The organism is Streptomyces sp. Ag109_G2-15, from assembly GCF_900215565.1.
GTDB lineage: Bacteria > Actinomycetota > Actinomycetes > Streptomycetales > Streptomycetaceae > Streptomyces > Streptomyces diastatochromogenes.
Genome location: NZ_OCNI01000001.1, coordinates 1,809,118 through 1,822,050, shown reverse-complemented (window position 1 = coordinate 1,822,050; position 12,933 = coordinate 1,809,118). Strand labels below are relative to the sequence as shown.

Genomic DNA, 12,933 nt, shown 5'->3' with positions numbered 1-12,933 from the left:
AGTGAGTTAACCCGCGTTAACCGGAGGGTGTCATGAGCGAGGAGCGGTTCGGGGAGTTCGTGCTGGTGCGGCGGCACGGGCATGTGGCGGAGCTGGTGTTGGACCGGCCCAAGGCCATGAACGCCGTCTCGACGGAGATGGCCCGTTCCATCGCGGCCGCGTGTACGGCGCTGGGTGCCGACCGGGATGCGCGGGTGGTCGTCCTGACCTCGTCCCATGAGCGGGCGTTCTGTGTGGGGGCCGATCTGAAGGAGCGGAACTCGTTCAGTGACGCGGACCTGGTGCGGCAGCGGCCGGTGGCGCGCGGGGCGTACACCGGGGTGCTGGAGCTGCCCATGCCGACGATCGCGGCCGTGCACGGCTTCGCCCTGGGCGGCGGTTTCGAGCTGGCCCTGTCCTGCGACCTGATCGTGGCGGACCGTACGGCGGTGGTGGGGCTGCCGGAGGTGTCCGTGGGGGTGATTCCGGGGGGTGGCGGTACGCAGCTGCTGCCGCGGCGGGTCGGGGCGGCCCGGGCGGCCGAGCTGATCTTCTCGGCGCGGCGGCTGGAGGCGGCGGAGGCCGCCGAGCTGGGGCTGGTGGACCAGTTGGTCGAGGAGGGGCGGGATCGCGAGGAGGCGCTGGCGCTGGGGGCGCGGATCGCCGGGAACTCGCCGGTGGGGCTGCGGGCGGCGAAGCGGGCGCTGCGGCTGGGGCACGGGCTGGATCTGCGGGCCGGTCTGGAGGTCGAGGACGCGGCGTGGCGGTCGGTGGCGTTCTCGGGGGACCGGGCGGAGGGGGTGGCCGCGTTCAACGAGAAGCGGAAGCCGGAGTGGCCGGGGGAGTGAGCGGGGAGTCGTGGTGAGTTTCGCTTACCCGCGCTTGCGGGGTTCCGCTGCGCCCACCCGTGCCGCCCCAGCGGCACGACTGCCCGCAGCTGCGGCGTTCAGCGGCCACCTGATCGCCGCACCAATTTCCCCGTTTGCCGGATTTCATCCCTAACCTGGGGTAATGGGTGACGACAAGCGGTTCGCCGCTGTGGTGGCGCTGGCTCAGGGGATGGCGGCGGCGCACACCCCGCGGGAGTCGTGGCGGGCCGCCGCGCTCGGTGCGTGCCGGGCGCTGGACGGGAGCTTCGGCGCGCTGTCGGTGTGGGAGCGGGAGCTGGGGCGGCTGCGGGTGCTCGTGAACGTGGGGGAGCGCCGCCCGGACGAGGAGGAGTTCCCGGAGGCCGAGTCCTATCCGGTGCACCAGTTCCCGGAGATCACCGAGTTCCTGCACGAGCGCTGGGCGGGCGGGGGTGAGCCGAACGCCTGGGTGGAGACCGCCGAAGGCACGGCGGCCGGCACCCCCGGCTACCACCACCACCGTGTCGCCGCCCTGCGTCGCAGGGGCCGCGGCTGCTGCCTGGTCGCGCCCGTCGTGCTGCACGGCAGGGCCTGGGGCGAGCTGTATGTCGCCCGCGCGGCCGGCGCGCCCGTGTTCGGGCGGGCGGACGCCGACTTCGCCACGGTCCTGGCCGCCGTCGTCGCCGCGGGCATCGCGCAGACCGAGCGGCTGGAGGAGGCCCGCCGGCTCGCGTTCACCGACGCCCTCACCGGCCTCGCCAACCGCCGTGCCGTGGACGTACGCCTGGAGGAGGCCGTAGAGCGGCATCGCACCGACGGCGCGGTCGTCAGCCTCGTCGTCTGCGATCTCAACGGGCTCAAGCGGGTCAACGACACCCTCGGGCACGCGGTCGGGGACCGGCTGCTGGAGCGGTTCGGCTCGGTGCTGTCGCTGTGCGGGGCGATGGTGCCGGACGCGCTCGCGGCGCGGCTCGGCGGAGACGAGTTCTGTCTGCTGGCGGTGGGCCCGCCCGCCGACGAGGTGGTCAAGGCAGCGGACGAACTGTGCCGCAGGGCCGCTGAGTTGGAACTGGGGGAGGGGGTGGCGTGCGGGGTTGCCTCGACCGAGGACGCCATCGGGCCGGTGCCCTCGGCCCGGCGGCTGTTCCGGCTGGCCGACGCCGCCCAGTACCGGGCCAAGGCCATGCGCGCGGACCGGCCGGTGGTCGCGGGCCGGGAGGGGCCGGACGACCCCGTCGTACGCCTCGCCGACGAGCCGACTCCCGAGCGGGCCGAGCGCGGCGAGCGGCGGCGCTTCCGCGGGCGCCGCCCGCCCGGGGCCGACCGTGAGGCGAAGCACACGGATCGGTAAGGGTCACTCCTGTTCCCCACTAGTGACATCAACGCATTCAATGCGTACGCTCCTGAATATGGATATGCACACTGTGGTGGTGGGGACGTCCGGTGTCACCGCGTCCGACGTTCTCGCCGTGGCGCGCGGCGGCGCCCGGATCGAGCTGTCGGCGGAGGCGGTGGCGGCCCTCGCGGCGGCCCGGGAGATCGTGGACGCCCTGGCGGCCAAGCCGGACCCGGTCTACGGCGTCTCCACCGGTTTCGGAGCCCTGGCGACCCGGCACATCAGCCAGGAACTGCGCGCCCAGCTGCAGCGCAACATCGTCCGCTCGCACGCCGCCGGCATGGGCCCGCGGGTCGAGCGTGAGGTCGTACGGGCCCTGATGTTCCTGCGGCTCAAGACCGTCTGCTCGGGACACACGGGTGTGCGGCCCGAGGTCGCGCAGACCATGGCCGACGTGCTGAACGCCGGGATCACCCCGGTCGTGCACGAGTACGGCTCCCTCGGCTGCTCCGGCGACCTGGCCCCGCTCTCCCACTGCGCCCTCACCCTGATGGGCGAAGGGGAGGCCGAGGGTCCCGACGGCAGCGTCCGGCCCGCCGGCGAGCTGCTCGCCGAGCACGGGATCCAGCCCGTCGAGCTGCGCGAGAAGGAGGGCCTCGCCCTCCTCAACGGCACCGACGGCATGCTCGGCATGCTGGTCATGGCCCTCGCCGACCTGGACGCCCTGTACAAGTCCGCCGACATCACCGCCGCCCTCAGCATGGAGGCGCTGCTCGGCACGGACAAGGTCCTCGCGCCCGAGCTGCACGCCATCCGGCCGCACCCGGGGCAGGGCGCGTCCGCCGCCAACATGCTCGCCGTCCTCAAGGGCTCCGGGCTCACCGGGCACCACCAGGACGACGCGCCCCGCGTCCAGGACGCCTACTCGGTGCGCTGCGCCCCGCAGGTCGCGGGCGCCGGCCGGGACACCCTCGCGTACGCCCGTCTGGTCGCCGAGCGGGAACTCGCCTCCGCCGTCGACAACCCCGTCGTGCTGCCCGACGGCCGCGTCGAGTCCAACGGCAACTTCCACGGCGCCCCCGTGGCCTACGTCCTGGACTTCCTCGCCATCGCCGCCGCCGACCTCGGCTCCATCGCCGAGCGCCGCACCGACCGGCTGCTGGACAAGAACCGCAGCCACGGGCTGCCGCCGTTCCTCGCCGACGACGCGGGTGTCGACTCCGGGCTGATGATCGCCCAGTACACGCAGGCCGCCCTGGTCAGCGAGATGAAGCGGCTGGCCGTACCGGCCTCCGCGGACTCCATCCCGTCCTCCGCGATGCAGGAGGACCACGTGTCCATGGGCTGGTCGGCCGCGCGCAAGCTGCGCACCGCCGTCGACAACCTCACCCGGATCATCGCCGTCGAGCTGTACGCCGCCACCCGCGGCATCGAGCTGCGCGAGGGCCTGACCCCGGCGCCCGCCTCGCAGGCCGTGATCGAGGCCGTGCGCGCGGCCGGTGTGCAGGGTCCCGGCCCGGACCGGTTCCTGGCGCCCGACCTGGCCGCCGCCGACGCCTTCGTGCGCGCGGGGCACCTGGTCGCCGCCGCGGAGACGGTCACCGGTCCGCTTCAGTAGGACCAGAGAAAGGAGGGGCCCCGTCTTGCGGACAGGGCCCCTCCTCGTGTCGTTACGTCACTTCAGCTTGGCCGCCTGGGCCTTGATGACCGGGGCCGACACCGTGTAGGCCTTCTTGGACATCATCGCGCCGATGTTGATGGTGGTGTACGTGGCGAGGGTGTTCCCGTGCCGCACGACCTCGGCGTGGAGCGCCAGGGGCCCGTCCTTGCCCGCGTCGTTGGTCGCCGTGAAGGCCACCGACGCGTCGCCCGTGCCCGAGGACTTCTCCTCGGCGACCTTGGTGAAGTCGCCCTGTTTGCTGGAGAAGCCGCCCGAGCAGTCCTTCACCGCGTCGGACACCGACTTCAGGGCCGACTCGGCGCCGTCACCGTCGTACGAGGCCAGGGTGACCACGGTGATGTCCAGGTCCATGGACTCGTTGAGCGCATCCTCGAACTTGCCGTTAGTCAGGTCGTTCAGGGACGTGGCCTTGTCCGTGGGTTCCTTCTTGTCCTCGGTGGCCATGCGGCTGGTGTTCGCCGCCGGCTCGCCGGGCGCGATGCCAATCAGGGCCCGGAGCGCCGGGTTGCACTGGGCGTCGTCCGACTTGACCTTGTTCTTGTTGGGGATGCCCCCCTTGACGGGCCCCACCTTGTAGCCGGGCACCTCGCCCTTGGCGATGATCAACTGCTTCAGCTCCGCCGCGCTCAGCGCCTTCGCGGCGGACTCCCCGCCCTTGCCGTCCCCGGAGTCCTTGGAACCCCCCTCGGAACAGCCGGTGATGAGGGCGAGCGACAGCACGCTCACGGCTGCGGTGGCGCACAGCCGCACGCCCGATGATCTCTTCATGGGCGGACTATGCGTTCTCTGCCAAAGAACAGTCAAGCGCAATTAAAAATCGAGACGTTCCCGGCGTACCGAATACACCACGAACCCGGCGCCCACGGCGAGGAACAGGCTGCCGCCGACGACGTAAGGCGTGGTGTCGAAGCTGCCGGTGTCGGCGAGCTGGGTGCTGTCCGCGGCGTCCGCGGTCGTGGCCTCGGAGATCGCCTTCGCCTGCTGGGTGACCTGCGTCGTCCCGGTCACCTCCGTCACCTCGGTCGTCGCTCTGGCCGGGCCGTCCTGGGACGCGTTGGCGGACGGGACGAACCACAGGGCGCACAGGAGGGTTCCCGCGGCGGTGGCGGTCAGCAGCGGGCGGCGAGCGGATGACACGGAATATCGATCCCCCTTGTGACGCTGGCGAATTGGCCGTGTGGGGGCGATGTTAGTGAAAGTCGCGGGTCACGGGAAAGTCACGGGAGGTTTCAGTCGTACGCTCCCGTCATGAGCACGGAAGAGACATCACGGTTTGTACGGCTTCGGGTGGAGCTGGTTCTTGAGGTGCACGACGAGGACGGGGTGACCAAGGCCGCGCTGCGCCGGCTCGCCGCCGACCCCGAGCTGCCTCCGGAGGAGCGGGCCCATGCCGAGGGCGCTGTGACGGAAGACACCGCGGAGGCCCTCGCCTATCTCGTGGACCCGTTCGACCTGGTCAGCGAGGTGCCCGGGGTCGAGCTCCAGCAGGCCTCCTGGTCCAGCGAGCGGATCGAGTACGACCCGGATTCGCCGGACTGGGAGCTGGACGAGGATGATAGGGGCGACGACGAGGAAGAGGGCGGCATCGGCTGAGCGTCACGGGGAACCCATGACCCCGGACGGCAACCGCCGTCCGGGGTTTCGTCGTTCCAGGGAGCGCACGGACGACTTCCGCACCACTTGTCCTGGCCGGACGTGGTGTGGCCCACACATGCGAGCTGTGTGGAACGGGACGGACCGCCCGTAGCGTTGATGGTTCTCAACGGGGACTCTCGGGATTCCGCGGACTCGGCAACGATGGAGAAGCGTGTGATGACGGACAGTAAGCGGCGCAAGGGCCTGACGGTCGCGTCCGCACTGCTCGGCGGTGTGCTGGTACTCACCGGATGTTCCGGCGGCGGCGATGGCAAGGCAGCCGACAACGGCGACACCTCCCAGGCCAAGGCCGACGAGGCGGCGGCCAAGAAGTCGTCCGAGGCCCAGATCACGATCACGCCCAAGGACGGCTCCAACAACGCCTCCATCAACAACTCGGCCGCCGTCACGGTCGCCAAGGGCACCCTCACCGGTGTGACCATGACCACCGCCGACGGCAAGGCGGTCGCGGGCGCGCTGTCCGCCGACAAGACCAGCTGGAAGCCCACCGCCCAGCTGGAGCGCTCCACCAGCTACCAGGTCGCCGCGGAGGCCAAGGACTCCGCCGGCCTCGTCGCGCACGAGAACGCCACCTTCACCACGGTCTCCCCGGCCAACAGCTTCATAGGCAACTTCACGCCCGAGGACGGCTCCACCGTCGGCGTCGGCATGCCCGTGTCGATCAACTTCGACAAGGCGATCACCAACAAGGCCGCCGTCCAGAAGGGCATCACGGTCACCTCCAGCGGCGGGCAGGAGGTCGTGGGTCACTGGTTCAACGCCAACCGCATCGACTTCCGTCCGGAGACGTACTGGAAGGAGAACTCCACCGTCACGCTGAAGCTGGCGCTCGACGGTGTCGAGGGCGCGAGCGGCGTCTACGGCGTGCAGCAGAAGACGGTCACCTTCCACATCGGCCGCAACCAGATCTCCTACGTCGACGCGCAGACCAAGCAGATGAAGGTCACGCAGGACGGCAAGGTCGTCAAGACCATCCCGATCTCCGCCGGTTCGCCGGAGAACAAGACGTACGAGGGCATCATGGTGATGTCCCAGAAGTTCAAGGAGACGCGCATGAACGGCGCGACCGTGGGCTTCACCGACGACGACGGCAAGGGCGAGTACGACATCAAGGACGTGCCGCACGCCATCCGCCTCACCAACTCCGGCACCTTCCTGCACGGCAACTACTGGGGCGCGAAGTCCATCTTCGGCAGCGTGAACACCAGCCACGGCTGCGTGGGCCTGTCCGACACCAAGGGCGCGAACGACCCGAACACACCGGGCTCGTGGATGTTCAAGAACTCCCTGCTCGGTGACGTGGTCGTCATCCAGCACACCGGTGACAAGACCGTCGCCCCGGACAACGGCCTCAACGGCTGGAACCTGGACTGGGCGCAGTGGAAGGCCGGTTCGGCCGTCTGACAGCCCGCTCACAGCGATTCCGATGCCGCCCCCAGGGGCGGCATCGGTGTTTCCGGGGCTTTTCCGAGGCCTTGCTGGGGCCTTCCTGGGGTCGGCCACAGCCTTCTCATGGTTCTTTTATTTCGAACTTATCGAGTCATCACGGTCTGTCCCTAGCGTGCGGGCATGTTCTTCACCTACCTGAGGCGCGAACTGCGCCGCCGCAGAAAGGCGGCCCTGGTCGTCGCCTCCGGCCTCGCCCTGGGCATCGCACTGGTCATCGTGGTCAACTCCGTGTCCAGCGGCATGGGGAAGGCCCAGGACAAGGTCCTGCAGTCGCTGTACGGACTGGGCACGGACATGACGGTCACCAAGGCGGCGTCGGCGTCCACCGGCGACGCCCAGCGGCCTCGCTTCCAGTTCGACGCGCGGGGCAACGACGACAACTCCACCCAGAGCAGCGACCGCGTCATGGTGCAGGGTTTCCAGACGCTGTCGACCTCGACGGTGACCAAGGTCGGCGCGCAGTCCGGCGTCTCGGACGCGGTCGGCGGGCTGAGCCTGCAGGTCATCAAGATCAACGGCCAGTTCACGCGGGGCCAGTTCCAGCAGAACGGCAACAGCGCCAGCCAGCGCGGCGGCCCCGGCGGAAGCGGCCAGCCGCAGGGCGAAGTCCAGGGCGGCGGCGCCAACTTCGACGTCAACAACTACTCCGTCTACGGCGCCGACGTCACCAGGCCGGCCCTCGGCCCGCTGACCTCCTCGAAGATCACCAGCGGCCGTACGTTCAAGACGACGGAGACGAACGCCAAGGTCGTCGTCGCCGACTCCGCCTACGCCAAGGAGAAGAAGTACAAGGTCGGCTCCACCGTCACCATCAAGAGCGTCAAGTTCAAGGTGATCGGCATCGCCACCGCCGACAGCGGCGACTCGGCCGCCAACCTGTACATCCCGCTCAAGCAGGCGCAGACCCTCAGCGACTCGAAGAACAAGGTCACCACGATCTACGTCAAGGCGACCGACTCGCAGAAGATCGGCAGCGTCAAGTCCGCGATCCAGAAGAACGTCTCGGGTACGACGGTCACCACCTCCGCCGACCTCGCGGACACCGTCTCCGGCTCCCTGTCCACGGCCTCTTCCCTCGCCACCAACGTCGGCAAGTGGCTGTCCATCGCGGTGCTGGTGGCCGCGTTCCTGGTCGCGGGCCTGCTCACCTCGTCCGCCGTCTCCCGGCGCGTCCGCGAGTTCGGCACCCTGAAGGCCCTGGGCTGGAAGTCCGGCCGGGTGACCCGGCAGGTGGTCGGCGAGGCCGTCGTCAACGGCCTGGTGGGCGGCGCCCTCGGCATCGCACTCGGCCTGGCGGGCGCGTACGCCGTCACGGCCATCAGCCCCAGCCTGCAGGCCCAGCTCGGCGGCGGCACGGGCGGCGGCTTCAGCGGCGGCCCCGGCGGCGGCGCCGGCTTCGGAGGCCCCGGCCGACGCACGGCGAAGACCCTGGAGGTGGCCCTCACGGCCCCGGTGAGCGTGACAACGATCCTCCTCGCGGTGGGCCTGGCGGTGGCAGGTGGCCTGATCGCGGGGGCGTTCGGCGGCTGGAGGGCATCAAGGCTGCGCCCGGCGGACGCGCTGCGACGCGTGGAGTAGCTCAGCTTTTCGGCGGGGCTGGCTGGTCCAACCCAGGGGCGCGGGGCCGTATCGATATGCGGCTCCGCCGCGCGGGCGCGACCAGCCCCCACCCACCCGCACCCGAACACCAACCAGGAGCCACCATGTACGAACTGAAGAACGTAACCAAGCGCTACACCAGGGGCAAAGACACCGTCCACGCCCTCGACGGCATAGACCTCACCATCGGCGACGGAGACAGACTCGTCATCCAGGGCCCCACCGGCGGCGGCAAGTCCACCCTCCTCCAGATGCTCGGCGGTCTCGACCGCCCCACGTCCGGCGAAGTAGTCCTGGACGGCACCGACCTGGCCAAGCTCTCCGAGGCCCGCCTGACAAAGGTCCGCAGCGAGAACATCGGCTTCGTCTTCCAGTCCTTCAACCTCATCCCCACTCTCACCGCGCAAGAGAACGTAGAGACCGCTCTCGTACCGCTCGGCATCAAGGTGAAGGAACGCCGCGAACGAGCCGCCGAGGCACTGAAGTCGGTAGGACTCGGAGAACGCCTGAACCACCTGCCCTCCGAAATGTCCGGAGGACAGCAGCAGCGCGTCGCCATCGCCCGAGCCCTGGTCAAACGACCGAAGGTCCTCCTCGCCGACGAGCCGACCGGCAACCTCGACGAGGGCATGCGCGACGAGATCATGGACGTACTCGAACGCCTGTGGAAGGAGCACGGGTTGACCTTCATCATGGTCACCCACGACTCCGCGATCGCGAAGAAGGCCCCGCGCGTGGCCACCATCCGCAAGGGCAGGATCACCGTGAAGGAGAACGCGGGCGCCTGACGGCGTATAACACCGTTCGCACGAACGCGACTTCCCGATTCTGTAACGGTGTCTCCCCCGGCGCGTAACAGTTCCGGTCAGCGCTTTCTTACTGTCCTCTCATCTATTGAGCCGTCTGATCACCCCCCGGCATACTTCGTGATCCGGGGGGTTGACGTGCAGGTGTACGGGACTGCCCCCGGCCGGGTGAATGGGGAATTCACCCCGGTACTCCATCTCCAGGGGGAGAGTCTTGCGCAGACAAGTGAAAAGAGCGGCAGCGGCCACCGTGGCCACCGCCGCAGCTGTCGCCCTCGCCGCGGGCATGACCAGCCCCGCGTCGGCGAAGCCCGAGCAGCGTGTCTCGGCCGCTGCCGCCTCGCTCACCGCCAAGCACCACGTCACCCTGATCACCGGCGACCGCGTCGCCCTTGACGCCAAGGGCCGCGTCGTCGGCCTCCAGCGGGCCAAGGGGCGGGAGCACATACCCGTCCAGGTCCGCAAGGCCGACGGGCACACGCTGGTCATCCCCGCCGACGCGGCCCGCCTGGTCGCCTCCGGCAAGCTGGACCAGCGGCTGTTCGACATCACCGAGCTGAACAAGGCCGCCACCCGCAAGGCCCAGAAGAACGGCCTGAAGGTCATCGTCGGCTACAGCGGTGCCGCCACGGCCGCCAAGCAGGACGTCCGCGACGCCGGCCAGCTGCGCCGCAGCCTCAAGGCGCTGAACGCGGACGCGGTGCAGACCCCGGTCAAGGACACCGCCGAGCTGTGGGACGCCGTCACCAACGGCGACAAGACCGCCTCCGGCATCGCGCACGTCTGGCTCGACGGCGTCCGCAAGGCCGCCCTCGACAAGTCGGTGCCGCAGATCGGCGCCCCGGTCGCGTGGGCCGCCGGCTACACCGGCAAGGGCGTGAAGGTCGCCGTCCTGGACACGGGTGTGGACACCAGCCACCCGGACCTCAAGGACCAGGTGATCGAGTCCAAGAACTTCTCCACCGCGGCCGACGCCAAGGACCACTTCGGTCACGGCACGCACGTCGCCTCCATCGTGGCGGGTACCGGCGCCAAGTCGGGCGGCAAGTACAAGGGTGTCGCTCCCGACGCCAAGCTCCTCAACGGCAAGGTCCTGGACGACAACGGCTCCGGTGACGACTCCGGCATCCTCGCCGGCATGGAGTGGGCGGCCTCGCAGGGCGCCTCGGTCATCAACCTGAGCCTCGGCGGCTACGACACGCCCGAGGTGGACCCGCTCGAGGCCGAGGTCAACAAGCTCTCCGCCGAGAAGGGCATCCTGTTCGCGATCGCCGCGGGCAATGAGGGCCCCCAGTCGATCGGTTCGCCGGGCAGCGCGGACGCCGCGCTCACCGTCGGCGCGGTCGACGGCAACGACAAGCTGGCCGACTTCTCCTCGACCGGCCCGCGCACCGGCGACGGCGCCATCAAGCCCGACGTCACCGCGCCCGGTGTGGACATCACCGCCGCCGCGGCCAAGGGCAGCGTCATCGACCAGGAGGTCGGCGAGAAGCCCGAGGGCTACCTGACCATCTCCGGTACGTCGATGGCCACCCCGCATGTCGCGGGCGCCGCCGCGATCCTGAAGCAGGAGCACCCCGACTGGGGCTACGCCGAGCTGAAGGGCGCGCTCACCGGCTCCGCCAAGGGCGGCAAGTACACGCCGTTCCAGCAGGGTTCGGGCCGGATCGCGGTCGACAAGGCCATCAAGCAGTCCGTGATCGCCGACCCGGTGTCGGTCAGCTTCGGTGTGCAGCAGTGGCCGCACACCGACGACAAGCCGGTCACCAAGCAGGTGTCGTACCGCAACCTCGGCGACAAGGACGTCACCCTCAACCTGACCAGCACCGCCACCAACCCCAAGGGTCAGGCGGCTCCGGCGGGCTTCTTCAAGCTCGGCGCGACCAAGGTGACGGTCCCGGCGCACGGCAAGGCCTCCGTCGACCTGACGGTCAACACCAAGCTGGGCGGCACCGTCGACGGCGCCTACTCCGCGTACGTGACTGCGACCGGCGGTGGGCAGACCGTCCGCACGGCCGCCGCGGTGCAGCGCGAGGTGGAGTCGTACGACGTCACGCTGAAGTTCATCGGCCGTGACGGCAAGCCGGCCCAGTACTTCGACGCCGACCTGACCGGTGTGGCGGGCCTGGCCAACGGCCAGTGGCTGAACCCGTACGACCCGTCGGGCACGGTGAAGGTGCGCGCGCCCAAGGGCACGTACATCCTCAACACGGCCACCTACGTGGACCCGAAGGACGCCAGCAAGGGCATCGACTGGATCGCCCAGCCGAAGCTGACCGTCTCCGGCAAGCAGACGATCACGATCGACGCGCGCAAGGCCAAGCCGGTGGACATCACCGTCCCGGCCACGGGCGCGAAGTCCCAGTTCGCCTCGCCGGAGTGGGACGTCACGATCGGTGACGGCCAGTACGGCTACGGCTGGTTCCTCGACTCGTACGACAACTTCCACACCGCCCACCTGGGCGCGTCGCTGCCCGCCGGCACGCTGTACCAGCAGTGGGACGGGCACTGGTCCAAGGGTGCCACCGAGGAGTACGACGTCACCTCGGGCGGCTCGGTCACCAAGCTCGCCACCGGCTACACCAAGCACTACAAGGCGAGCGACCTGGCCACGGTGAAGGCCCGCCTGGGTGCCGCCGCGAGCGGCAAGAAGGGCTCCGTCAACGCGGTGGGCTGGCTGCCCGGCAGCGGCGGCGCCTCCTCCATCGGCATCCCGCAGACCCTGCCCGGCACCCGCACCCTGCACCTGTCGGCCAAGGGCGGCGTGAAGTGGCAGCTGGAGTTCGAGCAGGACGGCGGGGTGGACCCGGACGGGTTCCCGCTCGCCGACGCGTCCTACTCGGCCGGCGCGCAGTCCTTCACGGCGGGCAAGTCGTACACGAAGACCTTCAACACCGCGGTCTTCGCCCCGCTCGTCAACGCCGACTTCGGTGTCTTCCGGGACGGCAACGAGATCTACGGCTCGCTGCCGCTGTTCGCGGACGGTGCCAAGCACGTCGGTTCGTCGGTGTACACCTCGGCGACCACGACCCTGTACCGCAACGGCGTCAAGGTCGGCTCCAACGACGACCCGATGTTCGGCGAGAAGACCTTCAAGGTCCCCGCCGGTGACGCCGGGTACAAGCTGACCACCTCGGTCAAGCGCTCGGCCAAGGTGTCGGAGGCCTCCACCCGGATCGACGCGGCGTGGACCTTCCGCTCCAAGAAGCCGGCGGGCGGCTCCGCGAAGCTCCCCGTGTCCGCCCTGTACTTCGGTGCCAAGACCGGCCTGGACAGCCGCGTCGAGGCCGGCAAGACGGTCACCTTCCCGGTCACCGTCGAGGGCGCGGCCGCGGGCAGCAACCTGAAGTCCCTGTCGGTGTACGTCTCCTACGACGGCAAGACCTTCAAGAAGGTCGACGTCCGCGGCGGCAAGATCACCGTGAAGAACCCGGCGAAGGACAAGGCCATCTCGTTCCGCGCCAAGATCGCCGACAAGAAGGGCAACACGTCGACGATCACCATCTACAACGCGTACTTCGGCAAGTGAGCCGCCGTACCTGAGTAGGCCGTGAGCGAACGGCCCGCCGGAGCAGCAGC

At 69.7% G+C, this 12,933-nt stretch carries 10 protein-coding genes; 8 read left to right on the top strand and 2 right to left on the bottom strand.

Features of this window, described 5'->3' with window-relative positions:
• The first annotated feature begins 32 nt into the window (after positions 1 to 32).
• From CRP49_RS07795 to hutH, 3 genes are all read left to right on the top strand, one after another.
• Positions 33 to 827, top strand: coding sequence for an enoyl-CoA hydratase/isomerase family protein (locus CRP49_RS07795; protein ID WP_097252748.1), 795 nt, complete (start codon positions 33 to 35; stop codon positions 825 to 827).
• 163 nt (positions 828 to 990) lie between these two features.
• On the top strand, positions 991 to 2,178 hold the full coding sequence (locus tag CRP49_RS07790) for a GGDEF domain-containing protein (RefSeq protein WP_097252747.1): 1,188 nt from the start codon (positions 991 to 993) through the stop codon (positions 2,176 to 2,178).
• A 64-nt stretch (positions 2,179 to 2,242) separates the two neighbouring features.
• On the top strand, positions 2,243 to 3,781 hold the full coding sequence (hutH, locus tag CRP49_RS07785) for a histidine ammonia-lyase (protein ID WP_094215304.1): 1,539 nt from the start codon (positions 2,243 to 2,245) through the stop codon (positions 3,779 to 3,781).
• Between the two features lie 57 nt (positions 3,782 to 3,838).
• Here hutH and CRP49_RS07780 read toward each other — a convergent pair whose 3' ends face one another.
• On the bottom strand, positions 3,839 to 4,612 hold the full coding sequence (locus tag CRP49_RS07780; protein WP_257033330.1) for a hypothetical protein: 774 nt from the start codon (positions 4,610 to 4,612) through the stop codon (positions 3,839 to 3,841).
• 42 nt (positions 4,613 to 4,654) lie between these two features.
• Positions 4,655 to 4,981, bottom strand: coding sequence for an LAETG motif-containing sortase-dependent surface protein (locus CRP49_RS07775; protein WP_097252745.1), 327 nt, complete (start codon positions 4,979 to 4,981; stop codon positions 4,655 to 4,657).
• A 111-nt stretch (positions 4,982 to 5,092) separates the two neighbouring features.
• On the opposite strand from CRP49_RS07775, the gene CRP49_RS07770 reads away from it, so the two are divergent.
• From CRP49_RS07770 to CRP49_RS07745, 5 genes are all read left to right on the top strand, one after another.
• Positions 5,093 to 5,437, top strand: coding sequence for a hypothetical protein (locus CRP49_RS07770; RefSeq protein ID WP_097252744.1), 345 nt, complete (start codon positions 5,093 to 5,095; stop codon positions 5,435 to 5,437).
• A 219-nt stretch (positions 5,438 to 5,656) separates the two neighbouring features.
• Positions 5,657 to 6,904 (top strand): Ig-like domain-containing protein, encoded by a 1,248-nt coding sequence (locus CRP49_RS07765; RefSeq protein ID WP_257033329.1) that lies wholly within the window; start codon positions 5,657 to 5,659, stop codon positions 6,902 to 6,904.
• 165 nt (positions 6,905 to 7,069) lie between these two features.
• Positions 7,070 to 8,527, top strand: a complete 1,458-nt coding sequence (locus tag CRP49_RS07760) for an ABC transporter permease (RefSeq protein ID WP_097252743.1) — start codon at positions 7,070 to 7,072, stop codon at positions 8,525 to 8,527.
• Positions 8,528 to 8,652: 125 nt separating this feature from the next.
• Positions 8,653 to 9,336, top strand: a complete 684-nt coding sequence (locus tag CRP49_RS07755) for an ABC transporter ATP-binding protein (protein ID WP_097252742.1) — start codon at positions 8,653 to 8,655, stop codon at positions 9,334 to 9,336.
• A 244-nt stretch (positions 9,337 to 9,580) separates the two neighbouring features.
• Entirely contained in the window at positions 9,581 to 12,883 is a 3,303-nt protein-coding gene (locus CRP49_RS07745) for a S8 family peptidase (RefSeq protein ID WP_179851881.1), read from the top strand.
• Positions 12,884 to 12,933: the final 50 nt, after the last annotated feature.